Source organism: Paraburkholderia sp. NMBU_R16 (assembly GCF_013282575.1).
Taxonomy (GTDB): domain Bacteria; phylum Pseudomonadota; class Gammaproteobacteria; order Burkholderiales; family Burkholderiaceae; genus Trinickia.
This window is the reverse complement of sequence record NZ_JAAAYE010000032.1, coordinates 1-25,061: the sequence shown is the minus strand read 5'-3', so window position 1 is coordinate 25,061 and position 25,061 is coordinate 1. Positions and strand designations below refer to the sequence as shown.

The following is a 25,061-nucleotide window of genomic DNA, read 5'->3' as shown; positions in this document are numbered from 1 at the left end:
CTGATTCCTCCTTCCTCCTTCCTCCTTCCTTGTTCAGTTCAGCGACTGGCGTAACGGTGTGCGCGGCGCCAGGGCGATCTCTCGAACTCTCGCCCTCAACGCTTGAATAGGCCGATCAACAAGCAATACGATACAAACGCCGAGGCCGACTGCGATCACGTAACCGATTAAAAATACCCACCAACTCCGCATGGGCGACCCGATTCCGATGATATGCCATGCAATGAATGCTCCAAGCCACTGACACAGAAAAACAGGGTACGAAAGATCACCGAACCATAGCGATATATTCTTTGTTATTCCATGATATTTTTTGCCATGAAGGATAATTACGGAAACACATGCCAGTATATCGTTGACGTAGTAAAACAACCCGTAAAACGGACTTGCATCGAATCGCAGAGCCAGGCGCCAATTGATCACGAATACGGCAATAACAGATATCAGAATTGCCAGTTGATTAACCGTTGATGCATGCTTCCTCGACTTCGATCGACTGAGCATGTCTGTCGCGAAGTAAGACGCTGCCCCGAGACTGAACGGCAACATCGCCGCTGAGACAGGAAAATAGTGAGATCCTTGATCCGCCCCAACATGGAATTGATAGGCCTGCCATAGAATGGCAAGCCCTACGCTGGAAATCGCCGTCCATGCGCGGCGCGAAACGAAAAGCCAAAGAAGGAAGTAACAGCAAATTTCAACGGCTACCGACCATGTCGTCGGGGAAATTCTGAAATGCTGACTCGGTAGAAATGTCCAAGGGAAAATCAGAATATTGCCAATCCAGTCCTGCCATTGAGCGGTTCCCCACAAAGGATGGAAGGATTGCGCATTTGACAGTCCCCACAGGAACGGTATAGATACCATGCAAATCGCAAGTTGAGCTGGATAGAGTCGTAGAGCCCTGTTCGAAAAAAAGCTTACTGGATTGAATCGGTACGTCTCATGCAGGACCAGCGTCATCAAGTACCCACTGATGACATAGAAAAAATTGACCGCCAGTATTCCGATGGTCGGCACACTGCCGCTGAAATGGAAGACGACAACGCAACTGGCGAGAAAAAATCTTAGGATGCCTAGCATGGCTTGAATGGGTGTGTCGACTGGACCGACATTTTACATCGTCGATCGAAGGATGCAGTTCAGCGTCACCATATGCACGCCCTGACCCGGACGCGACGCCGTCCTCCCAGCGCGAAGGCGAGTAGCGATAGTTGAAGCGCAGCGAGATCGGTCCCTTGCCAATCGACGCATCAACGAGCGCGCCGACATATCAGTGCGGGGTTTGGTGGAAAGTCTCGACGGCTTTCGGCGTTCAGCTCAAAGATGGTTGAGTGATGGACCAGCCGATCGACGGCGGCCAGCGTCATGGCCGGGTCGGGGGAAGACCTGACGCAGACATCGATGTTTCGAGCTAGCTCGCCGGTGCCGACCACGTAGATTGACGCTCGGCGGTGAGCTTGGAAAAAGCAACCGATGGTTGATCGATGAACCGTTCATACACGCTTGCTACGAAGAACGTGAGAGGCCAGGCGATGGCGCACGACAGTGCTATGGACCAACCATATCCTAGATGCCGCGCGGCGATCGTCACGACGGCAGACGCCACGGTAAAAAGTATAGGGAAGTGCGTCAGATACAGGCTGAACGATATTTTCCCAAACCACATTGGCACACGACCGCGCAGAAATGATCGGCAGCTCGGTGTGATGCATAATCCCAAGAGGATGGCCAACGCGGCGACGGAAAACTGGAATTGCGCGCCATCGACACTTTTTGTCAAATTCACTTTAGCCAGCACATCAAGTACGAACTGAAATGGCTGATAGTGACGTGTGAAACTCAGTGTGACGCCCAGCCCGAGCAGCGCATAGCCTACGGTGGACCACTGTGCGCTGTTGCGACACAACAGTCGATGTCTGCCCATATAAGCAGCGAAATCAGCGAGGAATAACGAGTATTGGCTCGTTCCGGTCACGAACAACAAGGCGACGAAGATGAGCCAAAACGCGGGCCTTGGTAACCGACGATAAGTGGCGCATAGAGCGATCACCAGCATTGACCCCCAGAACTCAGCATGGAGCGACCAGAGAGGAATATTGGCTGCGATGTTGATCGGCGTCAGTGGGAATACGTCCTTGAGGTAGGGTGTGTGATCAAATATCGACACACCACCGTAACCGGTCAGCATTGAGCTCAACAGCGCTTCACCGAAGAATGAATGAGGTGTGAACGGGTCGAGCGACAATCCCGACAGCCAACTCGACATGCTGACCCTCGCCGCATCGGCGTGCACCGACGGCATGGACGGGCGATCACCACGCATAACAGCGTCGCCAGTGCGCAAGGCGACCTCGGAGATGTGCGAGGCGAGTTAGGTCGGCGCATTCGAAGCATCGAGCGCCATCCGCGCTGCGTAGGCACGGTGATGTTGCCTTCAATTGCACAGCAGCCGCAATCAGCAGCGCCGATCTTTCCCGCGAGACTGATGGTGACCCGGGAACGGACGATGGCGTGGTCTCACCTGAGTCTGAACGGACTCGTTGGGCTCGAGGTCGGGCCGCGCAAAATCTCCCGTCCGTGTTGAACGACCATAACCTGTGTCCAGGCCCTGTATGTGTCGCCGCGCAATTCCGCCGCGATGCCGAGCAGGCGATCGACGTCGATGCCTTCCTTCTCCTGGAACTCTTTGCGGTGGCTAAACAGTGCCCCCATGACCTGCAGTTCGCCCCATTGCTCGCGCTCTGCAAACTTGCACATCTTGGCCAATGCCGGCGTACCCACGGCATTGCGGATGGCGGGGATAGCCGTGTCGTCGCCAATCTCCAAGTTGTCGAGCAGCTTGCCCTTGCCCTTCTCAGTAGCGCTGGCCAGGGCGCGGTAGGCTTGCAGGGCCTGGTGGATTGTTTCCTCGCCGTTGCCCGATGCAGCGAGTTCGACGATGTCGTCATCGGAAAAGCCGACCGTTCTGAGCGTTGACAGATATTTGTTGTCGCAGAGTTCGGCAAGCGCCGCAGCGCCGCCTTTGCTGCCGGCGATCCGTGCGATGTTGTCGGCGGAAAAACCTTCTGCCGCAAGGCCCTGAAGCGCCGTCGCAGATGCCTCAGGAAACCGGGTTTTCAGCGCGCTTATCTGTGCCGCGATCGCGTGGCCGGCGCTCTGGGCGGCGGGTGCGCTGAACCTAGCGGTGGCGGCTCGGCTGCCCGGCGACGGACTGCTGTCGTCGACCCGAGCGGGGGGATGGGCGAGCCCCCCTAACGCGCCACCCAATTGGCGTTCTTGTGGACGCACCTGGGATGCGCCGGCGTGGCCCGGGCTCTCAACCTCCGGCCGCACATCGGCGGTGACCGGGGACACATTCGGCAAACGCGAAATATCGCTCATTTCGTTGCTCCGTTGCTTGATCGTTGTACTCACAGTTAGTTAATGCATGGCCAAGCAGCACGCAAGTCAAGTTATGCGAAGCGACAGCTGTTGTGGCGAAAAAAGTCGCCGCTGTGGTGGCGCCGTCGCCTGACTGCAAGGCGGGCTAGGCGGTGAGGCTAAACGCTCTGGAGCGCGACGCGTTCGTGGATATTCCGGCCCAACCTGACCGACGATCCGGGACGAACGGAGGGGCACAGAAAGCGAAGCCCCTCGGAGGGCATCGCGCGTACTGTTTCCTTCGTGTTTCGTGCGCGCGCTTCGCCCGGGCAGTCGAGAAGAACATACGCGCCCACTTCTCGATCAGCTTCACGCATGGCTCACGGCCACGCTGGAGACGCTCTCAAAGAAATCCGATACAAGTCGAGCGATTCTCTATGCGCTGAACCGATTGGAGGCGCTCACAGGCTATTGCGACGACGGCCGACTCGAGATCGATAACTTGCCGGTCGAGCGCGCATTGCGTGGAGTGGCCATCGGACGACGCACTGCCTAGCTAGCGCAAGCCGAGAACCGACGATGATGGCGCGGGAAGGCCAAAAACGAAAAACCCGCGTCAGCCTTGACTGACGCGGGTTTAATCTGGTCGGGGCGAGAGGATTTGAACCTCCGACCACCTGCACCCCATGCAGGTACGCTACCAGGCTGCGCTACGCCCCGAAAGCATGAAAGTATAACAGACACTTTCACCGAAAAGAACTACACCTCGTCACGAATGACGCAACAACTCGATGACGCCACGCAACTCCTTGCGCAGCCGCTCGATATCGAGGGCCGGCGCAGCGCTCGGCGCTGGCTGCGCCGTCGGCGCTACCTCGGGTTGCGACGCATCGCTGCCCTCTTCCACCACCGCACCGCGCGCATCGAGCCGATTGCGCGCGCCATTGATCGTGAAGCCCTGCTCATAGAGCAATTCGCGAATCCGTCGAATCAAAAGGACTTCGTGATGCTGGTAATAGCGCCGATTACCGCGCCGCTTCACCGGACGCAACTGCGTAAACTCCTGCTCCCAATAACGCAGCACATGCGGTTTGACACCGCACAGTTCGCTGACTTCACCAATCGTGAAGTAGCGCTTCGCCGGAATCGGAGGCAAGACGACTTTTTCGACCGTCGTTGTCATCGTCAGTTAACCGTCGTGGTGAATGGGCGCGACACCGCGCCTTTCGCTCGTCAGCGCGGGAAAGTCGCTTCGACTCCGTTTTCGACGAGCGCCTTGAGCTTTTGGCTTGCGTGGAACGTCACGACGCGGCGCGCGGCAATCGGAATCGCCTCGCCTGTCTTCGGGTTACGACCGGGCCGCTGCGGTTTGTCCCGCAGCTGAAAATTGCCGAATCCCGACAATTTCACGCCATCGCCGCTTTCGAGTGCGTCGCGAATCACGTCGAAGAAAGCCTCGACCATATCCTTCGCCTCACGCTTGTTGAGCCCGACGTTATCGAACAGCAATTCGGCCAGCTCAGCTTTCGTCAGCGTCGGCGTTTCGCTCGAAACGCCCGCAGGCGGGGTCGGAATTTCTCGAATCATGGCGCCACGCTGCGCCGAAAGAAGGGCTTCGAAATCACTCGAGTTCATTTCGTTCATATCTAAAAACAGCGGCCATCCGATGCCAACGCGCAGCGCCGGCATCGTTCCGAAGCTGTTCGCGCTTACCCCCGCAACCGCGCACCGTAGACTCGAGCCAAACGATCCACCAAGGCCTTGACGGCCGCATCCACCGTCTCGTCCTGCAGCGTGCCGCCAGTATCTTGCAGGGTCACGCGGAAGGCAAGGCTTTTCTCGTGCGCAGCCAAGCCACCGGAAGTATTTGATTTTGCACGAAATTCATCGAAGAGCGCAACCCTTTGCACGAATTTGCCGGCGCCCTCGCCAAGCGCCTTTTGCATCTCGTCCAGCAGCGCCTGGGCCTCGATCTTCTGATCCACCACCACGGCAATATCGCGCCGCACCGGCGGAAATTTCGATACTTCGGCGGGCACCGGCAACGCGCGCGCCATCACCGCCTCGGCGTCGACCTCGAAAACGATCGGCGCCTGCGGCAAGTCGTATTGCCGCATCCAGCGCGGATGCAACTCGCCGATGAAACCGACTGCGCGACCGTCGAGTTCGATGCGCGCACTGCGTCCAGGATGCAGCGCGGGATGCTCGGCCTTCACGAAGCGCGCGATGCGCGGCGCGAAAAGCGCCTCGACATCAGCCTTGACGTCGAAGAAATCGACCTGGCGTGTCGGAAGGCCCCACTGCTCTTCCGCCACGGGCCCATAGGCAAGCGCACCGATACGCTTGGGTTGGACGTACCCTTCGACGGCATATTCGCTGGCCTCCTGCGCCGCATCGTGCAGGAATACCCGCCCGAGTTCGAACACGCGGATACGCTCGGCACGCCGATTGAGGTTATGGCGAAGCACATTCACGAGGCTGCCGACGAGCGTCGTACGCATCACCGACATCTGGCTCGCAATCGGATTGACGAGCCGCACCGGATTATCGTTGCCGGCGAAATCGCGCTCCCACGATTCGTCGACAAAGCTGAAATTGATCGTCTCCGAGTAATCGCGGGCGGCCAGTGCGTGGCGAATCGCGTGAATCGAGCGTTGCGTCTCGTTCGTCGCGCGCATTTCATTGGCCGCCATCGGCGGACGCGCCGGAATCTTTTCGAAACCGTAAATACGCGCCACCTCCTCGATCAGATCTTCCTCGATCTCGATATCGAAGCGGTACGGCGGCGGCGTGACGGAGAACCGCTCGCCGTCGAACTCGAACGCAAGTCCAAGGCGTTCGAAAATACGCGCCATCTCATCGGCGGGAACCGGCACGCCGATGATGCGCTGCGCACGCGCCACACGCATCGCGACGGGCGTGCGCTTCGGTACGTTGACCGTTTGATCGTCGACCGGACCGGCCTTGCCGCCGCAAATATCGAGAATCAAACGCGTGATGTATTCGATGTGCTCGACCGTCGTCGAGTAATCGACGCCACGCTCGAAGCGATGGGCCGCGTCGGTCGAGAAGTTGTACCGGCGTGCGCGCCCGCGGATACTGTCGGGCCACCAGAACGCCGCCTCGAGATAAATGTTCGTCGTATCGAGCGTGACCGACGTGCGCTCGCCACCCATGATGCCCGCCAGGCTTTCGACTTGCCGATCGTCGGCGATGACACCCACCGTCTCGTCGAGCTCGATCGTATTGCCGTTCAGCAGTTCCAGGCTCTCGCCGCGGCGGCCCCAGCGCGCTTCGATGCCGCGATGAATCTTGTCGAGATCGAAAACGTGCGTCGGCCGGCCGAGCTCGAGCATCACGTAGTTCGAGATATCGACGAGCGCCGAAATGCTTCGTTGTCCTGAACGCTCCAGCCGTTCGACCATCCATTGCGGCGTTGCCGCGCGCGCATTCACGCCGCGAATCACGCGCCCGGAGAACCGGCCGCACAAATCCGGGGCTGCGATGGTGACCGGCAGCGTCTCGTCGAGTGCGGCCTGCACCGGCTCGATCGCAAGCGGCTTGAGCGGTGCGCCCGTAATGGCGGACGTCTCGCGCGCCACGCCAAAGACCGACAGACAATCGGCCTTGTTCGGTGTCAGCTTGATTTCGAAAATCGTATCGTCGAGATTCAACGTCTCGCGAATATCCTGACCCACCGGCGTATCGTCGGGGAGGATCAAAAGGCCACTGTGGTCTTCCGAGAGTTTGAGCTCACGCGCGGAGCACAGCATGCCCTGGCTTTCGACGCCGCGCAGTTTCGAGAGCTTGATCGCGAACGGCGCGCCGCCCTCCTCGGCCGGCGGCAGCTGCGCGCCCACGAGCGCAACCGGCACCTTGATGCCCGGGGCGACGTTCGGCGCACCGCACACGATGTTGAGCGTCGCGCCGGTGCCTGCATCGACCTGGCAGACGTTGAGCTTATCTGCATCGGGATGCTTGACGACTTCGAGCACACGCCCGACGACGATCTTCGATGTGGGAGGAGCGGCAGGCCGCAGCGATTCGACTTCGAGGCCAGCCATCGTCAGCGCGTGCGACAGCTCTTCGGTCGTCAGTTGCGGATCGACGAATGCGCGAAGCCAGGATTCAGGGAATTGCATGAGTGTCTACGTTCGAATGAATGAGGTCCAGCCGAGGCGACGCCAAGCGCGCGCGGCATCAGGCAAATTGCCGCAAAAAGCGCAGATCGTTTTCGAAAAAGAGCCGCAAGTCCTGCACGCCGTAGCGCAGCATCGTCAGGCGCTCGAGCCCGCTGCCGAACGCGAAGCCGATATAGCGCTCGGGATCGAGGCCCATATTGCGGATGACGTTGGGATGCACCTGCCCCGAACCCGAGATCTCGAGCCACTTGCCGGCATTCTTGCCTTCCTCGAACTTCATGTCGATTTCGGCCGAGGGCTCGGTGAACGGAAAGTACGACGGCCGGAACCGCACCGAGATATCGTCGCGCTCGAAAAACTTCCTGAGGAAATCGGTATAGACGCCTTTCAGATCGGCGAAGCTGATGTGCTCGTCGATCCACAGCCCCTCAACCTGATTGAACATCGGCGAGTGCGTCGCGTCGCTGTCGACGCGATACGTGCGTCCGGGCACGATGACCTTGATCGGCGGCTTGTTGGTGCGCGCATATCGCACCTGCATCGGGCTCGTATGCGTGCGCAACAGCAAGGGGCGCCCCGTTGCATCTGTGCCGTCGATGTAAAACGTGTCCTGCATCGAGCGCGCCGGATGGTTTTCCGGGCTATTCAATGCGGTGAAGTTGTACCAGTCCGTCTCGATCTCCGGGCCATCGGCCACATCGAAACCGATCGAGCCGAAGATCTGCTCGACCCGTTCCCAGGTGCGCATCACGGGGTGCAGACTTCCCGCGCCGGTGCCGCGGCCGGGCAACGTGACATCGACCGCCTCGGCGGCGAGCCGCTGATTCAATAGCGCCTCGGCCAACGCATCGCGGCGCGCGGAAAGCGCGGCTTCGACTTGCTGCTTCGCGACGTTGATACGCGCGCCCTCGGTCTTGCGCAGGTCGGGATCGAGCTTGCCGAGCCCCTTGAGGAGCTCGGTCAGCACACCCGCCTTGCCGAGGAACCGCGCCTTCTCGTTTTCGAGCGTGACGCCATCGGCGGCTTCGTCAAAGGCCCTTTGCGCCTCGGCAACAATCTGGTCCAGATCCATTGATCCCATCATTTCAACGTCGAGGAAAAATTACGAGAGAAAGCGCTCGACCAACAAAAACGGGGGCTCGGTGAGGAGCCCCCGTTTTTGTCGCGGCGACACCGGCTTTTACCGATACCGCCGCCACGAACCACGCAGTACTAATTTCGCAATTAGGCTGCGACGGCGGCTTTCACCTGCTTCACGATCGCGGCAAAAGCAGCCTTGTCGAACACGGCCATATCGGCCAGCACCTTGCGGTCGAGTTCGATCGACGCCTTCTTCAGGCCGTTGATGAACACGCTGTACGTCATATCGTGCTGGCGCACCGCCGCGTTGATACGCGTGATCCACAGCGCGCGGAACACACGCTTCTTGTTGCGACGGTCACGGTATGCGTACTGACCTGCACGCATGACCGCTTGCTTCGCAATGCGGAAGACGTTGTTGCGACGGCCGCGATAGCCCTTCGCAAGGTTGATGATCTTCTTGTGGCGGGCACGTGCTGTAACCCCACGTTTGACTCGAGGCATGTTTCGCTCCTATGAGTTGTCGGTTGAGGGTTAAGCGAACGGCAGCATCGCGCGCACCGAGTCCAGATTGGTCTCGTGCACCGCGGCGGAACCGCGCAGATGGCGCTTGTTCTTCGTGGTCTTCTTCGTGAGGATGTGGCGCTTGAAGGCTTGACCGCGCTTGACGGTACCGCCCGGACGCACCACGAAGCGCTTTGCAGCGCTCTTCTTGGTTTTCATCTTAGGCATGACGAACAACTCCATTTATTAGATGGCGATGGGTGTGCGGCCGGCAAAATGCCCCAGATCCGCCCTTCGAAACCCAGTCCACTTGTTTGCGGCGCCCAGCCCGAAACCTCCCGGGCCCGCCGCATTTCCGGGAACGACGCTTCGCGTCGTTCCGAAACCTGCCGGGTACTGCCTGTGCGAAGCCGACGTACCGCGAACGACCGTTCCGTTCGCGGCACGACGCCTCACTTCTTCTTTTTCGGCGCGAGCACCATGATCATCTGGCGCCCTTCCATTTTCGGCATCTGCTCGACCTGCCCGACCTCGTCTAGGTCGGTGCGCAGGCGCTCGAGCATCCGCATACCGATTTCCTGGTGCGCCATCTCGCGACCGCGGAAACGCAACGTGATCTTCGTCTTGTCGCCGTCCTCGAGGAAGCGTACGAGGTTGCGCAGTTTGACGTTGTAATCACCGTCGTCGGTCCCGGGACGGAATTTCACTTCCTTGACCTGGATGACCTTCTGCTTGAGCTTGGCCTCGTGCTGCTTTTTCGCTTCCTGGTACTTGAATTTGCCGTAGTCCATCAAGCGGCAAACGGGCGGGACCGCCTGGGGTGCGATTTCCACCAGATCCACGTCCTGCTGTTCCGACATGCGGAAAGCATCAGCCAGTTTTACGATGCCGAGCGGTTCGTTGTCGATTCCGACCAGACGCACCTCGGGTGCAGAAATTTCACCGTTGATGCGATGCGACTTATCAGTAGCGATGTTCGGTTCCTCTAAAAATTAAAAAAACGAGCCGCGCTGCCAAGTGGTTACTTGAAGGCCTGGACATCCTGACGCAGGCGCTCAACGAAGGTGTCGACCGGCATCACGCCAAGATCCACACCGCCACGGGCACGCACGGCTACCGTTTGTGCATCACGCTCTTTATCGCCGACCACGAGCAGATACGGCACCTTTTCAAGCGTATGCTCGCGTATTTTATAGCTAATTTTCTCGTTGCGCAAATCGGCCTCGATTCTAAGCCCTTGTTTTTGCAACGTTTGGACCAGCGCACTCGCATACTGGGCCTGGCTTTCGGCGATATTCATGACCACCGCCTGGGTCGGCGCGAGCCAGGCCGGCATCGCACCGGCGTGATGCTCGATCAGAATACCCAGGAAACGCTCCATCGAGCCTACGATGGCCCGATGCAGCATGACCGGCCGCCGGCGGCTGTTGTCCTCGGCGACATATTCGGCGCCCAGGCGCTCCGGGAGCACCATGTCGAGCTGAAGCGTGCCGCACTGCCACGAGCGGCCCAGCGCGTCCTTGATGTGGTACTCGATCTTGGGACCGTAGAACGCGCCTTCGCCGTCGAGCTCTTCCCATTGCAATCCGCACGCCGTCAGCGCTTCGCGAAGTCCGGCCTCGGCCCGGTCCCAGATCTCGTCCGTGCCCGCGCGCTGCTCGGGGCGCAGCGACAGTTTGATATCGATATGGTCGAAGCCGAAGTCGCGATAGACGCTCATCGCCAGCGTATTGAACTTGATCGATTCCGCGATGAACTGCTCTTCGGTGCAGAAAATGTGTCCATCGTCCTGCACGAAGCCGCGCACGCGCATGAGCCCATGCAGCGCGCCCGACGCCTCATTGCGGTGGCACGAGCCGAATTCGGCGTAGCGCAGCGGCAAATCGCGGTACGAGCGCAGGCCGTGCTTGAAGACCTGAACGTGCCCGGGACAGTTCATCGGCTTGATCGCGTAGTCGCGCTTTTCCGATTCCGTCGTGAACATGTTCTCGCGATAGTTCTGCCAATGGCCCGACGCTTCCCACAGCGAGCGATCCATGATCATCGGCGTCTTGATCTCGAGATAGTCGTCCGCATTCACGCGGCGGCGCATGTACTGCTCGACCTGCTGCCACAGCGTCCACCCCTTCGGATGCCAGAACACCATCCCGGGCGACTCGTCCTGCAGATGGAACAGGTCGAGCTGACGGCCGAGCTTGCGGTGATCGCGCTTCTCCGCTTCCTCGAGCATGTGCAGATAGGCATCCTGCTCCTCCTTCTTCGCCCACGCCGTACCGTAGATCCGCTGCAACTGCTCGTTCTTCGAATCGCCGCGCCAATACGCGCCCGCGACCTTCATCAGCTTGAAGACCTTCAGCTTGCCCGTCGACGGCACGTGCGGCCCGCGGCACAAGTCGGTGAAGCCGCCATGAGCGTACAGCTTGATCTCGTCCTCGGCGGGAATCGATTCGATGATCTCGGCCTTGTATCGCTCGCCGATGCTTTTGAAGTACTCGACGGCTTCGTCGCGCGATACCACGCGCCGCGTGACGGGCTCGTCCTTCTTCGCGAGTTCCTGCATGCGCTTTTCGATCTTCTCGAGATCTTCGGGCGTGAATGGCCGCTGATACGCAAAGTCGTAATAAAAACCGTTGTCGATCACCGGCCCGATCGTGACCTGCGCTTCGGGGTAGAGATCCTTCACCGCATACGCGAGCAGGTGGGCCGTCGAATGGCGAATGATGTCGAGGCCATCGGGGTCTTTGTCCGTGACGATGGCAAGCGACGCGTCGCGCTCGATCAGCGTCGACGTATCGACGAGTTCCCCATCGAGCTTGCCGCCCAAGGCGGCCTTGGCAAGACCGGGACCGATGGAGGCCGCGACCTCGGCAACCGTGACCGGATGCTCGTACTGTCGAACCGAACCGTCTGGCAGGCGTATCGAAACCATTGCGTTCTCTCCGGTTGCCGCGAAGCGCGCGGCATCGTCAGAGGTCCGAGTTGGCGCTTCAGCGCCAACTCGGACCGACCGCTGGCGGGACTCCAGTCAGTGCTGAAGCACTAACTGGAGTCGACCCAGCATGGGGCCCGAGTAAGCGCTGAAGCGCCAACTCGGACCGACAAAAAAAATGCGGCCCCGCTTTCGAGGGGCCGCATTCACTTTCATTAACCGCAGATACTGAAACAGGGCGAAAGAGGTCCTCGACTAGCGTCGTTCCGAAGTTGTTTCGGTCAACGTTCGCGGTGTCATAACCGTATTCGCCTTTGACGCCCGAGGGCGTATTTCGCGCTGCTTGAAAAACCGGCAAGCCGGATTTTCGTATTTCGTTGGTAGGCTCGATTGGACTCGAACCAACGACCCCCACCATGTCAAGGTGGTGCTCTAACCAGCTGAGCTACGAGCCTGAAGAAAGAGCGATTATATGGAGTCCCTGAAAACTTGGCAAGCACTTTTATGCTTTCACATGCAAGTGCAGAAGTCGTTCGCGGGCCTCGTTCCCCGCGCCGCCGTTTGCGCCGTCCGTTACCCTTTACGCGCCGCGCGCACCACGCCGCTCACTTCGCCAAGCAACGTGCACGCGCGCTGTACCTGCGCCGCGTTCGACACCTCGACGGTGAACTGCATGAACGCCGCGTTGCGCCGGCTCATCGTCTTCACGCCGACGACGTTCATCTTCTCGCGCGCGAACACTTCGGAGATGTCGCGCAAGAGCCCCTGCCGGTCCTGCGCCTCGATCGTCAAGTCGACCGGATAGACCGAAGCGCCGCGGCCACCCAGCACATCGGCCGACCACGCGGTCTGCAGTACGCGCTCCGGCGCGCGCGCCGCCATGCGTAAAAACATGGGGCAGTCGTCGCGATGGATCGACACGCCCTTGCCGCGCGTAACGAACCCGCTGATCGCGTCGGGCGGCGCCGGCCGGCAGCATCGTGCAAGCTGCGTGAGTAGCGCGTCGACGCCGACCACGAGCACACCGGCCGATGCGCCGTGCGCCACGCTCGAGCCGCTGCCGCGCTTTTCGAATTGCGCGGGCGCCTCGGGCTGCGGTTCGGGCGGCGGCGTGTCGGACAGCGCCTGCTCGATCGCACGCACGCTGAACTCGTCTTTGCCCACCTGCGAAAAAAGCTCTTCCGGCGACTTGAAACCGAGCTTCGCCGCCAGCTGATCGAGACTGACCGACGTCTTCCCTTCGCGCTGCAACGTCTTCTCGACGATAGCCCGTCCGTTGGCAACGTTCTCTTGCGAGTCGATCGCGTTGAACCAGGCGCGGACCTTCTGACGCGCGCGCGCACTTTGCAGATAACCCAGCTGCGGGTTGAGCCAGTCGCGCGACGGCCCACCCTCCTTCACCGCAATGATCTCGACCGTCTGTCCGTTCGAAAGCGGCGTATTGAGCGGCACCATCGCGCCGTCCACCCGCGCGCCACGGCAGCGGTGGCCGAGTTCGCTATGCAGGTGGTAGGCGAAATCGACAGGCGTGGCCCCTTGCGGCAGCGCGATCACGCGTGCCTGCGGTGTCATGACGTAGATGTGATCGTCGTCGAGCGTGGCGTGGCGCAGTTGCTCCCAAGGGTTCTCCGCATGCTCGCCCTCGGCGACTTCGTCTTTCCAGGCGAGCAGCTGGCGCAGCCAGGCGATCTTCTCGTCGTACTTCTCGCTCGCGGTGAACTGCCCGCCGTAGCCGCGCACGCCGGCTTCCTTGTAACGCCAATGCGCGGCCACGCCGTATTCGGCGAAGCGGTGCATCTCCTGCGTGCGAATCTGGACTTCGAAGGCACGACCGTCGTCGCCGATCACTACCGTATGGAGCGATTTGTAGCCGTTCGGCTTCGGGCGAGAGATGTAGTCGTCGAATTCCTTCGGCACGGGCTGCCAGAGATTGTGAACGATGCCCAGCACCGTGTAGCAGTCCTTGATGTCGGGCACGATGACGCGAAACGCGCGCACATCGTAGAGCTCCGCGAAATCGAGCGCCTTGCCGCGCATCTTGCGCCAGATGCTGTAGATATGCTTCGGCCGCCCGCTGACTTCGGCCCGGATGTGCGCTGCGGCAAGCTCCTGCTGCAGCCGTTCGATCGCACTTGCGACGTACGTCTCGCGCTCGACCCGCTTTTCGTCGAGCAGCTTGGCGATGCGCTTGTAGGTGTCCGGGTCTTCGAAGCGGAACGCGAGATCCTCGAGTTCCCATTTGAGCTGCCAGATGCCGAGCCGGTTCGCGAGCGGCGCGTAGATATCGAGCGTTTCCCGGGCGACGTCGATGCCCGGCGAGCGCTTCGCCGCAGCGTAGTATCGCAGCGACTGCAAGCGCGACGCGAGCCGGATCAACACGACCCGGATATCCTGCGCGAACGCGAGCAGCATCTTGCGCAGCGCCTCGATTTGCGCGCGCCGCTCCTCCTGCGCTTCGCGACTGGCGTCGGCCGCTACGCTTTGCGTCACGCGCAGGCTCACGGTACCGAGCCGCAGCAGCTTGCGCACGTCGCCGACGAGCCGGGCGACTTCCTCGCCGAAGCGCTCCGCGATCTTGCGCTCCGGGTCCTCCAGACGCGGCGTGAGCACAAAGAGCGCGGCCGCCAGCACGGCGGGCGGATCGACATTGAGCTTGCGCACGATCGTCGCGGTTCCCTCGGCGTGATCGGCCAGCAATTCGCCCGTCGGCAAGCGCGCGTCGCCCGCGTGCTCGCGCACGAAGGCGAGCGCCTCCTCGCAGGATGGCAACGCCGCGGCGTCGTTTTCGGCAATCATCGTGAAGCCCACTTTCTCAGGCGAGGCAGCCCTCGCACGCGCACCCGCAGGCCGCTCAGCTGTTTTGCTTTTGTGCCGCGACGACGACGATTTCCACGAGGCAGTCAGGGTTGGCGAGTTTCGCCTCGACGGTGGCGCGCGGCGGCGTGTTGCCCTGCGCGACCCACTCGTCCCATACGGCATTCATTGCAGGGAAATGCGCCATATCGGCGAGATAGATTTGTACTGACAGCAAGTGCGTCTTGTCGCTACCCGCCTCCTGGAGCAGGCGATCGATATGGCCCAGCACTTCGCGCGTCTGGCCTGCCGCATCCTGCGCGGTGTCCTCGGCAATCTGCCCGGCCAGATAGACGGTGCCGTTGTGAATGGCGATCTCGGAAAGACGCTTGCCGACGTGATGACGAATGACTGCCATTTGAAAAGTCCTGTTCGATGACCGCTCGATCGGTCGTTACGCACGGCGGCGGCAGGCACCGGGGATACGCCCAGCCCTCGCCGAATGTGAGACGCCGCGCGCGAGACCGTTATTATGACGCGTTGCCGTCACCGACGAAGAACTGGCGTGCAATGCCGATCTGTTGCGGGTCGAGAAACGCCGGCGCATGGCCCACGCCCGGAATTTCCACACTCGACACCTGATGTCCGCGCGCCACCATCCGTGCGACGGTTTCGCGCGAGAGCAGATCCGATAACGCCCCGCGCACCACGAGCACCGGGCCTTTTGCGGCCTCGAACAAGTGCCAGAGCATCGCCTCGCCGGCCGCATTGGCCTCCGGGGTCGAAGCGGTAAACGGCACGGCAATGCCCGGATCGTAGCGAAACTCCCAGGCGCGGTCGTCGCGCTGCCGCAGCAGCGGCGCATTGATCTCGCGCCATTCGTCGAGCGTGAGCGGTCCGAACGAAGCGGCGAGCAGCGCAGCGTGATCGATGCCCTCGTCGAGCGAGGCGAAGCGCACCGGCTGCCCCACGTACGAGCCGATCCGCGCGAGCGCCGCGGGTTCGATATGCGGGCCGACGTCGTTGATGAGCAGCTTGCGCACGGGTGTACCCGTCAAGCCCGCCAACGCCATGCCGATGAGGCCGCCCATCGACGTTCCGAACCAGTCGACCGATTCGACATCGAGTCGCGCGATCAGCGTCGTCATGTCGGCCACATATTGCGGGATGCCGTAGCGGCTCGGCTCCGGCAGCCAATCGGACTGGCCCCGTCCGACGACATCGGGACACACCACGCGGTAGACATCCGAGAGCGCGGCCGCAACGCGGTCGAAATCGCGCCCCGAACGCGTGAGGCCATGCACGCAGACGAGCACGCGCTCGTTGTCGGGGTCGCCCCACTCGGCGTAGGCCATCCGATGCAAACCGGCAGGGTTTGCGCATTGCACACAGCGCAGGCGCGGACCGGCGGGTTGCAAAGCGTGGGCGGGCGATGCGCTATCGGGCGACGAGCTCATGGAACGACCCTCGAAAAAAAAGCCGGGCGCAGCATGGGCCCGGCACATTGCGTCTGGCGCGGACCGCGCGTGCGGCGCCGTCAGTGAATACCGCTTACGTCGAGCGGCGCCCCCGTTTTGGCCTTGATTTCGTCGACGCTGACGCCGGGCGCAAGTTCGACGAGCTTGAGTCCGTGTTCGGTGACATCGATCACACCCAGATCCGTGATGATCCGATCGACCACGCCGACGCCGGTGAGCGGCAGTGTGCAACTCTCGAGGATCTTGTGCTGATCGCCCTTGGCGACATGCTCCATCAAGATCACGACACGTTTCACGCCCGCCACGAGATCCATGGCACCGCCCATTCCCTTGATCATCTTGCCGGGAATCATCCAGTTGGCGAGATCCCCGGTCTTGCTGACCTGCATCGCCCCGAGGATGGCCAAATTGATGTGACCGCCGCGAATCATCGCGAACGAGTCGGCCGACGAGAAAATCGACGAACCGGGCAACGTCGTGATCGTCTGCTTACCGGCGTTGATCAGATCGGGATCGATCTCGTCCTCGGTCGGCGACGGGCCGATGCCTAGCAGACCGTTTTCCGACTGCAGCCACACTTCGATACCGGCCGGAACGTAGTTGGCCACGAGCGTAGGCAAGCCGATGCCCAGATTGACGTAGTAACCGTCCTGCAGCTCCTGCGCCGCGCGCGCAGCCATTTGTTCGCGAGTCCATGCCATGTCAGTCTCCCTTCGCGCGCACGACGCGTTGTTCGATGCGTTTCTCCGGGTGCGCATTGAGCACGATGCGTTGCACGAAAATTCCGGGGGTGTGGATCGCATCGGGATCGAGCGCGCCGACATCGACGATCTCTTCGACTTCCGCCACGGTGATGCGACCGGCCATCGCGCACATCGGGTTGAAGTTGCGCGCGGTGCGCCGGAACACGAGGTTGCCGGACTTGTCCGCCTTCCACGCCTTGACGAGCGCCACGTCCGCCGTCAGCGAACGCTCGAGCACATAGAAGTTTTCGCCGAACTGACGCGTTTCCTTACCCTCGGCGATGATGGTGCCGTATCCGGTGTTCGTGTAGAACGCCGGAATGCCCGCGCCGCCCGCGCGCAGCTTCTCGGCGAGCGTCCCTTGCGGCGTGAATTCGAGCTCGAGTTCGCCTGCGAGATACTGGCGCTCGAATTCCTTGTTCTCGCCGACGTAGGAAGAAATCATCTTGTTGATTTGTCGCGTCTCGAGCAGCAGGCCGAGGCCGAAGCCGTCGACCCCGGCATTGTTGCTGATACAGGTGAGGCCTTTCACGCCAGAGTCGCGCAACGCCGCGATGAGCGCCTCCGGAATGCCGCATAGGCCGAAGCCGCCCACGGCAAAAGTCTGCCCGTCTTTCACGATGTCTTGAAGTGCGGCGGACGCGCTTGGATAAACCTTGTTCATCTCATTGTCCTTCCACGATTGGAATTGGCGGATACGCAGCCGTGTCAGCATGCGTCGCGCGAAGCCTCGACGCTCGACCATTCTAGTCGTCCGGGGGCCAATGGTCGATTGGCTGCCGCGTCGACGTGGCCCTCGCCTACCTCGCTTCGCGCCTCTCACGATGGGCAAAAGGGTAAGATGGCCGACGCGTGCGGCACAATACGCAAAAATACATAGGTGAAAGGCCCGCCCAGCCTTTCGCGGCAGCGCTTCGCAGACCATGCCCCAAATCGACTACAAGACCGCCTTTCAGCTCGCCCCGCTCGGACTCGTGCTCTCGCGAGATCGCGTCATCGAAGACTGCAACGACGCCCTGGCGCGAATCTTCCGGTGCGATCGCGAGGCGTTGATCGGCCAATCGTTTCGGGTGCTCTATCCTTCGCCCGATGAGTTCGAGCGCATCGGCGAACGCATCGCCCCCATCATGACGGCGCAAGGCAGCTACGCCGACGATCGCATCATGAAGCGCGCGGACGGCGAGCTGTTCTGGTGCCATGTCACGGGGCGCGCGCTCGAGCGTCATGCTCCGCTCGCAGCCGGGGTCTGGACGTTCGAGGATTTGAGCGCCACACGGCGCGTGGCCGTCGAACTCACGCCGCGCGAGCGCGAAGTCGCGGCGCAGCTGGCGACCGGCAAGACGAGCAAGCAGATCGGCCGCGCGCTCGACATCAGCTCGCGAACCGTCGATATCTATCGTGCGCGGCTCATGCGCAAATACGGGACCGGCAATGCAACAGAGCTGTTGCAGCGGCTGCTCGGCCAGTAAGCGCAGCGCCGCTCAGGCCGCCTTTTCGGATGCGTGCTGCTCGATCAGCTCCCGAAGGCGCTCGGGCAGCGGCACCGACTTGCCGGCTGCGTAGTCGATCCAGACGCAACGCGCATTGCCGCGTGCATAGAGGGTCCCGGGGTCGTCGGCGCGCACGAGTTCGAACATAGTGTCGAAGCTGCTCCGGCCGGGACGCGCCACGGCCATCCGCCCAATGACGTCGCCCGGATAGTGAAGCTGGCGCAAGAACTCCATGGACGCATTGACGACGACCGGACCTTGGCCGTCACGCGCATTGCCGACGAGCCCGAGCGCTTCGAACCAGCTGATCCGCACCTGCTCCATGTAGCGGAAAAAGACGGTGTTGTTGACGTGGCCGAAGGCGTCCATGTCGCCCCAACGGATCGGCATCGACATTTCGAACACGGGTTGGTCATCGCTCATCGTCACGTCTTCTTTCAACAAAAATAAAAATCAGGCACGGCGGATACCGGCGCGCGTCTTCGCGGTACGCCTCATGCGATTCGCTTCGTCGCTTACGCCAGCGCGAAACCGTCGTCGGCGGAGATCACCGCGCCGTTGATGAATTGCGATTCATCCGCCGCAAGCAGCATCAACAAGCCATCGAGGTCTTCCGGCTTGCCGACGCGCCTGCGGGGCAGCATCGACAGCAGCTTTTGCCCGTGATCGGTCGACCAGAGATGATGGTTGATCTCGGTGTCGATGTAGCCCGGGCAGATCGCGTTGACGTTGATGCCGTGGCGGCCCCATTCGAGCGCCATGGCACGCGTCATCTGCACGACCGCCGCCTTGCTCATCGAATAGAGTCCGATCTGCGGCAAGACACGCAAACCCGCGACCGATGCGATATTGACGATCCGGTACGGCGGCTTGTGATTGGCCGACGCGGAGCGCATGATCATTCGCTTGGCCACTTCCTGTGCCACGAAGAACGCACCGCGCGTATTCGTATCGAATACGTATTCGAAATCCGCCGGCGTGACTTCGGTGAGCTTTTGCGTCGTCGATACGCCCGAATTGTTCACGAGAATATCGATCGTGCCTGCCTCGGTCTCCGCATGCGCGACGGCCGAGCGGATGCTCTGATAGTCCGTCACATCGAGCGAGACGACATGCGCGGCGCCGCCCGACGCTTCGATCTCGGCCCGCAGCTCCTTGAGCCGCTCGACGCGGCGGCTCGCCAACACCACTTTCGCCCCGGCCTGCGACAGCACCAGCGCGAAACGCTTGCCGAGGCCGCTCGAGGCGCCCGTGATCAGTGCAACTTTGCCTTCCAGATTGATCGAACGGCCCATTGTCGATCCCTTTATCGATTAGGTTGTACGTTTGCGGCGACGCGCACGCGATATCGGCCCGACAACAGAGGGGGCACTCTATCACAAAAATAGAACGGTCGTGCTAATGTTGACTCATTCGGTTGCAGCGCCCTCTTCGTTCGCTGACAATACGAACCCGAAAAAAGCATTCTAACGGCTAAGGAGCCCCAATGACCCCCGAGCGTCTCGTCGAGCAGTACGGCCCGCGCGAATCGATGGAATACGACGTCGTGATCGTGGGCGGCGGCCCCGCGGGACTTTCGGCGGCCATCCGGCTCAAACAGCTCGCGCAGGAAAAAGGCGTCGAGATTGGCGTCTGCGTGCTGGAGAAAGGCTCCGAGATCGGTGCGCACATCCTCTCGGGCGCCGTCATGGACCCGCGCGCGCTCACCGAACTCATTCCCGACTGGAAGGAAAAAGGCGCGCCGCTGACCGTGCCGGTCACCGAAGACCGCTTTCTATTCCTCTCGGAAAAAGGGGCCGTCAAGACGCCGAACTGGGCTTTACCCGAGAACTTCAAGAACCACGGCAACTATGTCGTGAGCCTGGGCAATGTGACGCGCTGGCTGGGGACGATGGCCGAAGCGCTCGGCGTGGAAATCTTCCCCGGCTTTGCCGCGGCCGAAGTGCTCTATAACGACGACGGCTCGGTCAAGGGCGTCGCCACCGGCAACATGGGCGTTGGCAAGGACGGCGAGCCCACCGGGAACTTTCAGCTCGGTATGGAGCTGCACGCGAAGTACACGCTTTTTTGCGAAGGTGCGCGCGGGCACCTCGGGCGCCAGCTCATGGAGAAGTGGGAACTCAACAAAGACGCCGACCCGCAGGTCTACGGCATCGGCACCAAGGAACTCTGGGAGATCGATCCGGCCAAGCACCAGCCCGGGCTCGTCATCCATACGGCCGGCTGGCCGCTCGATACGCAAACCTACGGCGGCTCGTTTCTCTATCACGCCGAGAACAACCAGGTCGTCGTGGGCTTTGTCGTCGGCCTCGGTTACACGAATCCGTATCTGTCGCCGTTCGAGGAGTTCCAGCGCTACAAAACGCACCCGGCGATCCGCGCGTTTCTGGAGGGCGGCAAGCGCGTATCTTACGGCGCGCGCGCGATCACGGCAGGAGGCCTGCTGTCGTTGCCGAAGCTGGTCTTTCCGGGCGGCGCGCTCGTGGGCGACGACGCGGGCTTTCTCAATGCGTCGCGCATCAAGGGAAGTCATGCTGCCATCAAGAGCGGCATGCTGGCGGCGCAGGCCGCTTTCGAAGCTGTGCAGGCCGGGCGCAGCGGTGACGAGCTTGCCGCCTATCCGGAGGCATTCAAATCCTCATGGCTGCATGAAGAACTCAACCGCGCGCGCAACTTCAAGCAGTGGATGAGCAAGGGGCTCTATCTCGGCACGCTAATGGTCGGCATCGAGCAAAAGCTCTTCGGCGGCAACGTGCCATGGACGCTCCATCACAAGCACCGCGACCATGAGATGCTCAAGCCCGCCGCGCAGTGCGCGCCGATCGCTTATCCGAAGCCCGACGGCAAACTCACCTTCGATCGGCTTTCGTCAGTCTTCCTGTCGAACACGAATCACGAGGAGAATCAGCCGGCGCATTTGACGCTGAAGGATCCGTCGGTGCCTGTCAACGTGAATCTACGGACCTACGCCGGGCCTGAGGCACGGTACTGTCCCGCGGCCGTGTACGAGTTCGTCAAGAACGACGACGGGAGCGACCGACTCGTCATCAATGCGCAAAATTGCGTGCATTGCAAGACGTGCGATATCAAGGATCCGACGCAAAACATCGTCTGGGTCACGCCCGAAGGCGGCGGCGGGCCCAACTACGCGAACATGTGACGCGGTACGGCGGCCCGGACGATCCCGCGCCGCACAGACCAAAACGGGCGCGGGTCCATCGAGACCCGCGCCCGTTTCTTTTGTCACGGCCGAACCGCGCCGAGAACAACCTTCGGACGATCAGGGTGCGCTTGCCGCAATCTTCGGCGTGGCGACGCTCACGTCGCCGCACTGCGCGCGATGACGCAGCGCATGATCGATCAGCACGAGCGCGAGCATCGCCTCGGCGATCGGCGTGGCGCGAATACCGACACAGGGGTCGTGCCGGCCGAACGTCTCGACGACAACCGGTTGCCCCGCTTTGTCGATCGAGCGGCGCGGCGTGCGGATGCTCGACGTCGGCTTGATCGCAATCGACACCGTAATATCCTGGCCCGTCGAAATGCCACCGAGAATGCCGCCGGCCCGATTGCCGACAAATCCCGCGGGCGTCAATTCGTCGCCATGCTCGGAACCGCGCTGCGCAACACTGGCGAAGCCCGCGCCGATCTCGACACCCTTCACGGCATTGATGCCCATCATCGCATGCGCGATATCGGCATCGAGCCTGTCGAAGAGCGGCTCGCCGAGACCCACGGGTACACCGCTCGCGACGACATTGATGCGTGCGCCGATCGAATCGCCCTCTTTGCGCAGCGCATCCATGTATTCCTCGAGCCTCGGCACGATGTCGGCATTCGGGACGAAGAACGGATTCTCGCGCACATGCGACCAATCGACGAACGGTACGTCGATTTCGCCGAGCGCGCTCATGTACCCGCGCACTTCGACGCCAAGCCGCTCGCGCAGCCATTTCTTCGCCACCGCACCGGCCGCGACGGTCGGCGCCGTCAAACGGGCCGAGGAGCGGCCACCGCCACGATAGTCGCGCACGCCATACTTGTGCCAATAGGTGTAATCGGCATGGCCGGGACGAAATGTCTCGGCGATGTTGCCATAGTCCTTGCTGCGCTGATCGGTATTGCGGATCAGCAGTGCGATCGGTGCGCCCGTCGTCACACCCTCGAACACGCCGGACAGAATCTCGACCTTGTCCTCTTCATGGCGTTGCGTCACATGCCGCGACGTGCCGGGCTTGCGGCGATCGAGCTCCAATTGAATATCGGCCTCGGTCAGCGCCATGCCGGGCGGACAGCCATCGACGACGCAGCCGATGGCCGGGCCATGCGATTCGCCGAACGTCGTAACGGTGAAGAGCGTGCCAAGAGTGTTGCCGGACATGGACGTGGCCTTACGAAAAATGCGGGAAAGACCGATATTATGCCCTGCCCGGGCGCCAAGCTTGCACCGCGTGCGCCGCCGCCATCGCGCGCGGGCCCCGACGTTTTATTTGCGCGGCCCCCGCAGGCCTGTCACGATGGTCTGCAGCACCTCGGGCGCCGCGGCTGACGGCTCCATCGGCTCGCCAACGGCCAGGCTCAGGCGGCTCGTCATCCCCTTGCGCAGCGGCCGGGGCCAGCGCGCATCGGCGTGCCGCGAGAACACGCTGCCCCACAACCCACGCAGGGCCATGGGAATGACCGGCACGGGCGTACGCTCGACGATGCGCGTCACACCGTGGCGAAAAGCGTTGATCTCCCCCGTGGCCGTCAGCTTGCCTTCGGGAAAGATGCATACGAGGTCTCCTTGCGCAAGCGCCTCGGCACAAGCGTCGTATGCGCGCTCGAGCAGCGCCGCGTTCTCATGGGTCGGAGCGATCGGAATGGCCTTCGCATGACGAAAGACCCAGCCGGCGAACGGCTTTTCGAAAATGCGGTGATCCATGACGAAGCGGATCGGCCGCGGGCTGCCGGCCATGATGACGAGCGCATCGACATAGCTCACATGATTGCAGACGAGCACCGCCGGCCCTGTCTCCGGAATACGCTCCGCGTGCACGAGGCGGATCCGGTAGAAGGTATGCACGAGCACCCACGCCACGAAGCGCAGCAGGAACTCGGGCACGAGCGAATAGATGTAAATGGCCACCACGGCGTTGAGCAGTGCCGTCGTCAGGAAGATACCGGGGATGCGCACGCCCAACGATGTCAACGCGATGGCCATCAGCGCCGACACCACCATGAACAGCGCATTGAGAATGTTGTTGGCCGCGATGATCCGGGCGCGATGCGTGGGCTGGCTGCGGCTTTGAATCAGCGCATAGAGCGGTACGCTGTAAAAACCGCCGAACATGGCGAGCAGGAACAGATCCGCGAGTATGCGCCAGTGCGCCGGCCGGCTCAGAAACTGGGCGACGTCGAGCAGGTGCCCGGCGCTCGGCAAGGCATGGCTCGCAAAATAGAGGTCGATGGCGAAGACGCTCATGCCGATCGAGCCGAGCGGCACGAGACCGACTTCGACGCGCCGGTTCGAGAGCCGCTCGCAAAGCAGCGAACCGCCGCCGATCCCCAGCGAAAACGTTGCGAGCAAAACGGTGACGACATCGGGATTGGCCGATAGCACGTCTTTCGCGAAGCTGAAGAACGAAGTCAGAAACGTTGCGCCGACAAACCAGAGCCATGAAATACCCAGCAGGCTCAGGAATACCGTTCGATTCTCACGGGCCAGTGCGAGATTGCGCAGCGTCTCCGTGACCGGGTTCCAATTGATGCGCAGCTCGGGCTGAGGCGCCGGTGTTGCCGGAACCGCACTCGAGATGGCCCGCCCCGCACATGCGACGGCCACGCAGACGACGGCGAGCGCGAGCGCGCCGTGCGTGGCGAAGGCTGCGGCAATGCCTCCCACGATCGTGCCGATGAGAATGGCCACGAACGTACCCATTTCCACGAGCCCGTTTCCGCCGACGAGTTCCCGCTGATCGAGATGCTGGGGTAAATACGCATATTTGACGGGGCCGAACAACGTCGAATGCACGCCCATCAGAAAGGTGCACAGATACAGCAGCACGGCATGATGAAGCGCGAACCCGGCGGCGCCCACCAGCATCACCGCGATTTCGAACGTTTTGACGAAGCGTGTCAGCGTCGCTTTATCGTATTTATCAGCGATTTGCCCCGACGTTGCAGAAAAAAGGACGAACGGCAAAATGAAGATCGCGGAAATCAGAAAAGCGGCCGTTTTTGCGTCGACACCCGAAAACCGCGCCGTCTCATAGGTCACGAGCGACGTAAAGCCGACTTTGAATACGTTGTCGTTCAGCGCCCCGAGAAACTGCGTCCAGAAAAACGGGGCGAAACGGCGCTCTGTGAGCAAACCGAACTGAGAATGATCGTGACGTGGGGCTCGGCGCGCATCGGTCGCCATGGTTAACGGCATTCCATTACACACAAGTCTGCTGCTCGAGCTCACGCGCGTATCTGATACCAGCAGCAAAATCCACCACGCGCTGCATGCCTAGCCAGATGGTCTTGACGCCAGGCTCGCCGTCGCCTTTGCGGGC

General features: G+C 61.5%; 23 protein-coding genes, 2 tRNA genes and 1 pseudogene. 3 read left to right on the top strand and 23 right to left on the bottom strand.

Translation table 11 applies throughout. The features are described 5' to 3' along the window. Nucleotides 1-33 precede the first annotated feature (33 nt). From GWC77_RS17210 to GWC77_RS17200, 3 genes are all read right to left on the bottom strand, one after another. Nucleotides 34-1,083 (bottom strand): acyltransferase, encoded by a 1,050-nt coding sequence (locus GWC77_RS17210; protein ID WP_173258887.1) that lies wholly within the window; start codon nt 1,081-1,083, stop codon nt 34-36. A 331-nt stretch (nt 1,084-1,414) separates the two neighbouring features. Beyond that, nucleotides 1,415-2,347 carry an acyltransferase gene (locus GWC77_RS17205; protein WP_173258885.1) on the bottom strand — a complete coding sequence of 311 codons (933 nt, stop codon included), beginning with the start codon at nt 2,345-2,347 and terminating at the stop codon, nt 1,415-1,417. Between the two features lie 173 nt (nt 2,348-2,520). Continuing rightward, on the bottom strand, nt 2,521-3,384 hold the full coding sequence (locus tag GWC77_RS17200) for a hypothetical protein (protein ID WP_173258884.1): 864 nt from the start codon (nt 3,382-3,384) through the stop codon (nt 2,521-2,523). A 313-nt stretch (nt 3,385-3,697) separates the two neighbouring features. On the opposite strand from GWC77_RS17200, the pseudogene GWC77_RS17195 reads away from it, so the two are divergent. After that, nucleotides 3,698-3,910, top strand: a pseudogene (locus tag GWC77_RS17195) (transposase); the annotation flags it as partial. A 96-nt stretch (nt 3,911-4,006) separates the two neighbouring features. Here the strand turns inward: GWC77_RS17195 and GWC77_RS17190 are convergent. The 15 genes from GWC77_RS17190 to GWC77_RS17120 all read right to left on the bottom strand — a co-directional run bounded on the left by GWC77_RS17190 (nt 4,007) and on the right by GWC77_RS17120 (nt 17,696). After that, nucleotides 4,007-4,083: transfer RNA gene (locus tag GWC77_RS17190), tRNA-Pro, on the bottom strand. 49 nt (nt 4,084-4,132) lie between these two features. Next, nucleotides 4,133-4,546 carry a MerR family transcriptional regulator gene (locus GWC77_RS17185; protein ID WP_173258882.1) on the bottom strand — a complete coding sequence of 138 codons (414 nt, stop codon included), beginning with the start codon at nt 4,544-4,546 and terminating at the stop codon, nt 4,133-4,135. A 50-nt stretch (nt 4,547-4,596) separates the two neighbouring features. Then, entirely contained in the window at nt 4,597-5,007 is a 411-nt protein-coding gene (locus tag GWC77_RS17180) for an integration host factor subunit alpha (RefSeq protein ID WP_173258880.1), read from the bottom strand. Nucleotides 5,008-5,072: 65 nt separating this feature from the next. Continuing rightward, complete coding sequence (gene pheT, locus GWC77_RS17175; protein WP_173258879.1) at nt 5,073-7,505, bottom strand: phenylalanine--tRNA ligase subunit beta; 2,433 nt, start codon at nt 7,503-7,505, stop codon at nt 5,073-5,075. A gap of 58 nt (nt 7,506-7,563) precedes the next feature. Continuing rightward, complete coding sequence (gene pheS / locus GWC77_RS17170) at nt 7,564-8,577, bottom strand: phenylalanine--tRNA ligase subunit alpha (protein WP_173258877.1); 1,014 nt, start codon at nt 8,575-8,577, stop codon at nt 7,564-7,566. A gap of 152 nt (nt 8,578-8,729) precedes the next feature. After that, entirely contained in the window at nt 8,730-9,089 is a 360-nt protein-coding gene (gene rplT / locus GWC77_RS17165; RefSeq protein ID WP_173258875.1) for a 50S ribosomal protein L20, read from the bottom strand. A gap of 30 nt (nt 9,090-9,119) precedes the next feature. After that, nucleotides 9,120-9,317, bottom strand: a complete 198-nt coding sequence (gene rpmI, locus GWC77_RS17160) for a 50S ribosomal protein L35 (RefSeq protein WP_173258873.1) — start codon at nt 9,315-9,317, stop codon at nt 9,120-9,122. A 224-nt stretch (nt 9,318-9,541) separates the two neighbouring features. Then, nucleotides 9,542-10,063: a translation initiation factor IF-3 gene (gene infC / locus GWC77_RS17155; protein WP_173258971.1), complete on the bottom strand. Its 522-nt coding sequence runs from the start codon at nt 10,061-10,063 to the stop codon at nt 9,542-9,544. A 47-nt stretch (nt 10,064-10,110) separates the two neighbouring features. Then, nucleotides 10,111-12,018: a threonine--tRNA ligase gene (gene thrS / locus GWC77_RS17150; protein WP_173258871.1), complete on the bottom strand. Its 1,908-nt coding sequence runs from the start codon at nt 12,016-12,018 to the stop codon at nt 10,111-10,113. A 378-nt stretch (nt 12,019-12,396) separates the two neighbouring features. After that, nucleotides 12,397-12,473: transfer RNA gene (locus GWC77_RS17145), tRNA-Val, on the bottom strand. A 118-nt stretch (nt 12,474-12,591) separates the two neighbouring features. Next, a complete protein-coding gene (locus tag GWC77_RS17140; RefSeq protein WP_173258870.1) occupies nt 12,592-14,814 on the bottom strand; it encodes a bifunctional (p)ppGpp synthetase/guanosine-3',5'-bis(diphosphate) 3'-pyrophosphohydrolase in 2,223 nt (740 codons plus the stop codon). Nucleotides 14,815-14,869: 55 nt separating this feature from the next. Next, nucleotides 14,870-15,229 (bottom strand): RidA family protein, encoded by a 360-nt coding sequence (locus GWC77_RS17135; protein WP_173258868.1) that lies wholly within the window; start codon nt 15,227-15,229, stop codon nt 14,870-14,872. 112 nt (nt 15,230-15,341) lie between these two features. Next, nucleotides 15,342-16,268 (bottom strand): alpha/beta fold hydrolase, encoded by a 927-nt coding sequence (locus GWC77_RS17130; RefSeq protein WP_173258866.1) that lies wholly within the window; start codon nt 16,266-16,268, stop codon nt 15,342-15,344. Nucleotides 16,269-16,348: 80 nt separating this feature from the next. Further along, nucleotides 16,349-16,990 carry a CoA transferase subunit B gene (locus tag GWC77_RS17125; protein ID WP_173258864.1) on the bottom strand — a complete coding sequence of 214 codons (642 nt, stop codon included), beginning with the start codon at nt 16,988-16,990 and terminating at the stop codon, nt 16,349-16,351. Between the two features lies 1 nt (nt 16,991). Beyond that, nucleotides 16,992-17,696 carry a CoA transferase subunit A gene (locus GWC77_RS17120; protein WP_173258862.1) on the bottom strand — a complete coding sequence of 235 codons (705 nt, stop codon included), beginning with the start codon at nt 17,694-17,696 and terminating at the stop codon, nt 16,992-16,994. A gap of 259 nt (nt 17,697-17,955) precedes the next feature. Between GWC77_RS17120 and GWC77_RS17115 the strand changes: the two genes are divergently transcribed. Continuing rightward, the gene (locus GWC77_RS17115; RefSeq protein ID WP_173258860.1) at nt 17,956-18,501 is read left to right on the top strand and encodes a PAS and helix-turn-helix domain-containing protein; all 546 of its coding nucleotides are present in this window, start codon (nt 17,956-17,958) and stop codon (nt 18,499-18,501) included. A 12-nt stretch (nt 18,502-18,513) separates the two neighbouring features. Here GWC77_RS17115 and GWC77_RS17110 read toward each other — a convergent pair whose 3' ends face one another. Together GWC77_RS17110 and GWC77_RS17105 are read right to left on the bottom strand one after the other, a co-directional pair. Beyond that, a complete protein-coding gene (locus GWC77_RS17110; RefSeq protein ID WP_173258858.1) occupies nt 18,514-18,945 on the bottom strand; it encodes a thioesterase family protein in 432 nt (143 codons plus the stop codon). 92 nt (nt 18,946-19,037) lie between these two features. Further along, entirely contained in the window at nt 19,038-19,817 is a 780-nt protein-coding gene (locus GWC77_RS17105; protein WP_173258856.1) for an SDR family oxidoreductase, read from the bottom strand. A 191-nt stretch (nt 19,818-20,008) separates the two neighbouring features. Here GWC77_RS17105 and GWC77_RS17100 point away from each other — a divergent pair, with 191 nt between their 5' ends. Then, nucleotides 20,009-21,682 (top strand): electron transfer flavoprotein-ubiquinone oxidoreductase, encoded by a 1,674-nt coding sequence (locus tag GWC77_RS17100; protein WP_173258854.1) that lies wholly within the window; start codon nt 20,009-20,011, stop codon nt 21,680-21,682. A 120-nt stretch (nt 21,683-21,802) separates the two neighbouring features. Here the strand turns inward: GWC77_RS17100 and aroC are convergent, their stop codons facing one another. The 3 genes from aroC to GWC77_RS17085 form a co-directional block, all read right to left on the bottom strand. Then, complete coding sequence (aroC, locus tag GWC77_RS17095) at nt 21,803-22,903, bottom strand: chorismate synthase (RefSeq protein WP_173258852.1); 1,101 nt, start codon at nt 22,901-22,903, stop codon at nt 21,803-21,805. 105 nt (nt 22,904-23,008) lie between these two features. Further along, nucleotides 23,009-24,925, bottom strand: coding sequence for an MFS transporter (locus GWC77_RS17090; RefSeq protein ID WP_254367013.1), 1,917 nt, complete (start codon nt 24,923-24,925; stop codon nt 23,009-23,011). A gap of 16 nt (nt 24,926-24,941) precedes the next feature. Further along, nucleotides 24,942-25,061: IS4 family transposase (locus GWC77_RS17085; RefSeq protein ID WP_173258848.1), on the bottom strand; the 120-nt coding region annotated here is incomplete at its 5' end.

Excerpts from the sequence above, each read along its gene's own strand:
- GWC77_RS17200 (WP_173258884.1), bottom strand. The coding sequence starts at position 3,384 with ATGAGCGATATTTCGCGTTTGCCGAATGTGTCCCCGGTCACCGCCGAT.
- rplT (WP_173258875.1), bottom strand. The coding sequence starts at position 9,089 with ATGCCTCGAGTCAAACGTGGGGTTACAGCACGTGCCCGCCACAAGAAG.
- GWC77_RS17135 (WP_173258868.1), bottom strand. The coding sequence starts at position 15,229 with ATGGCAGTCATTCGTCATCACGTCGGCAAGCGTCTTTCCGAGATCGCC.
- GWC77_RS17130 (WP_173258866.1), bottom strand. The coding sequence starts at position 16,268 with ATGAGCTCGTCGCCCGATAGCGCATCGCCCGCCCACGCTTTGCAACCC.
- GWC77_RS17115 (WP_173258860.1), top strand. The coding sequence starts at position 17,956 with ATGCCCCAAATCGACTACAAGACCGCCTTTCAGCTCGCCCCGCTCGGA.
- pheT (WP_173258879.1), bottom strand. The coding sequence starts at position 7,505 with ATGCAATTCCCTGAATCCTGGCTTCGCGCATTCGTCGATCCGCAACTG.
- aroC (WP_173258852.1), bottom strand. The coding sequence starts at position 22,903 with ATGTCCGGCAACACTCTTGGCACGCTCTTCACCGTTACGACGTTCGGC.
- GWC77_RS17210 (WP_173258887.1), bottom strand. The coding sequence starts at position 1,083 with ATGCTAGGCATCCTAAGATTTTTTCTCGCCAGTTGCGTTGTCGTCTTC.
- GWC77_RS17105 (WP_173258856.1), bottom strand. The coding sequence starts at position 19,817 with ATGGGCCGTTCGATCAATCTGGAAGGCAAAGTTGCACTGATCACGGGC.
- pheS (WP_173258877.1), bottom strand. The coding sequence starts at position 8,577 with ATGGATCTGGACCAGATTGTTGCCGAGGCGCAAAGGGCCTTTGACGAA.
- thrS (WP_173258871.1), bottom strand. The coding sequence starts at position 12,018 with ATGGTTTCGATACGCCTGCCAGACGGTTCGGTTCGACAGTACGAGCAT.
- GWC77_RS17110 (WP_173258858.1), bottom strand. The coding sequence starts at position 18,945 with ATGAGCGATGACCAACCCGTGTTCGAAATGTCGATGCCGATCCGTTGG.
- GWC77_RS17090 (WP_254367013.1), bottom strand. The coding sequence starts at position 24,925 with ATGGCGACCGATGCGCGCCGAGCCCCACGTCACGATCATTCTCAGTTC.
- GWC77_RS17120 (WP_173258862.1), bottom strand. The coding sequence starts at position 17,696 with ATGAACAAGGTTTATCCAAGCGCGTCCGCCGCACTTCAAGACATCGTG.
- GWC77_RS17180 (WP_173258880.1), bottom strand. The coding sequence starts at position 5,007 with ATGAACGAAATGAACTCGAGTGATTTCGAAGCCCTTCTTTCGGCGCAG.
- GWC77_RS17100 (WP_173258854.1), top strand. The coding sequence starts at position 20,009 with ATGACCCCCGAGCGTCTCGTCGAGCAGTACGGCCCGCGCGAATCGATG.
- GWC77_RS17140 (WP_173258870.1), bottom strand. The coding sequence starts at position 14,814 with ATGATTGCCGAAAACGACGCCGCGGCGTTGCCATCCTGCGAGGAGGCG.
- rpmI (WP_173258873.1), bottom strand. The coding sequence starts at position 9,317 with ATGCCTAAGATGAAAACCAAGAAGAGCGCTGCAAAGCGCTTCGTGGTG.
- GWC77_RS17125 (WP_173258864.1), bottom strand. The coding sequence starts at position 16,990 with ATGGCATGGACTCGCGAACAAATGGCTGCGCGCGCGGCGCAGGAGCTG.
- GWC77_RS17185 (WP_173258882.1), bottom strand. The coding sequence starts at position 4,546 with ATGACAACGACGGTCGAAAAAGTCGTCTTGCCTCCGATTCCGGCGAAG.